This window comes from Streptomyces sp. WELS2 (assembly GCF_013870595.1).
GTDB lineage: Bacteria > Actinomycetota > Actinomycetes > Streptomycetales > Streptomycetaceae > Streptomyces.
In genome coordinates this window covers 1-1,494 of sequence record NZ_JACBWZ010001200.1, presented here as the reverse complement: position 1 = coordinate 1,494, position 1,494 = coordinate 1, and the positions used below count along the sequence as shown (strand labels likewise).

At 76.7% G+C, this 1,494-nt stretch carries 1 protein-coding gene; it reads left to right on the top strand.

The genetic code is table 11. The annotated features are described in order from the left end of the window. On the top strand, positions 1 to 1,494 hold a 1,494-nt coding region (locus tag H5J33_RS34995), incomplete at both ends, for an acyltransferase domain-containing protein (RefSeq protein WP_181798678.1).

The following is a 1,494-nucleotide window of genomic DNA, read 5'->3' as shown; positions in this document are numbered from 1 at the left end:
CTCCAGCTCGCCGATCTGCCCCGGCCCGACGCCCTGGACGAGGCGGCCCCCGAACCCGGCCGGCTCGCCGTGCTGTTCTCCGGACAGGGCTCCCAGCGGCCCGGCATGGGCCGCACCCTGCACGCCGCGTTCCCGGTGTTCGCCGCCGCCCTCGACGAGATCTGCGCCGCGTTCGACACCCACCTGGACCGGCCGCTGCGCGAGGTGATGTGGGACGAGGACACCGACCCCGCACCCCTGCACCAAACCGTCTACGCCCAGGCCGCCCTGTTCGCCTTCGAAACCGCCCTGTACCGGCTGCTGGAGCACTGGGGCATCCGCCCGGACCTGCTCGCCGGGCACTCCCTCGGCGAGGTCGTCGCCGCGCACGTCGCCGGCGTACTGGACCTGAAGGACGCCGTCGCCCTGGTCGCCGCCCGGGGCCGGCTCATGCAGGAACTGCCCGCCGGCGGCGCGATGGTGTCCCTGCTCGCCACCGAGGCGGAGGTCACCGGGCTGCTCACCGACGGCGTCGGCATCGCCGCCGTCAACGGCCCGCGCGCGGTGGTGGTCTCCGGCGACGAGGACGCCGTACTCGCCGTCGCCGCCCGGGTGGAGAAGTCCACCCGGCTGAAGGTGTCGCACGCCTTCCACTCGCACCGCATGGACCCCATGCTGGAGGCGTTCCGCGAGGTGCTGGCGCGGCTGACCTTTCGCGAGCCCGCCCTGCCGGTCGTCTCCAACGTCACCGGCCGCCTCGCCGACCGGCTCACCTCGCCCGAGTACTGGGTCCGGCACGTCCGCGAGGCCGTCCGCTTCCACGACGGCGTCACCACCCTGGCCGCCGAGGGCGCCACCCGCTTCCTGGAGGTCGGCCCCGACGCGGTGCTCGGCAACCTCGCCCAGGACACGGTGCCCGTCGTCATCGCCGCCCAGCGCCGCGACCGCGCCGAGGACACCGCCCTCCTCGACGCCGTCTGCCGGCTGCACCTGACCGGCACCGGCCCCGACTGGACGGTGCTGTTCGCCGGGGGCCGCAAGGTCGCCCTGCCCACCTACCCCTTCCGCCGCGACCGGCACTGGGAGGACGCCCCCATCCTCCAGGCCGAGCGCTCGGCGGCGGCCCGCGCGGGCGACGCCGCCGACCCGTTCTGGGACCTGGTGCGCGACCAGGACGTCACCGCCGTGGCCGCCACCCTCGGGGTCGCCGACGAGACCTCCGTCGCCGCCGTCGTACCGGCCCTCGCCGCCTGGCACGAGCGGCGGCGGGCCGACGCCGCGGCCGACGGCTGGCGCTACCGCGTCGCCTGGGAGCCGCTGGCCCCCGCCGCCACCCCGGCGCGCGGCGGCCACTGGCTCGCCGTCGTCCCCGCCGCCGACGACCCGTGGACCACCACCGTCCTGACCGGGCTCACCGCACGCGGCCTCACCCTCGACACCCTCACCGTGCCCGCCACGGCCGGCCGCGCCGAACTCGCCGCGCTGCTCTTGGGGCGGGACGGCGCCGACGGGGTG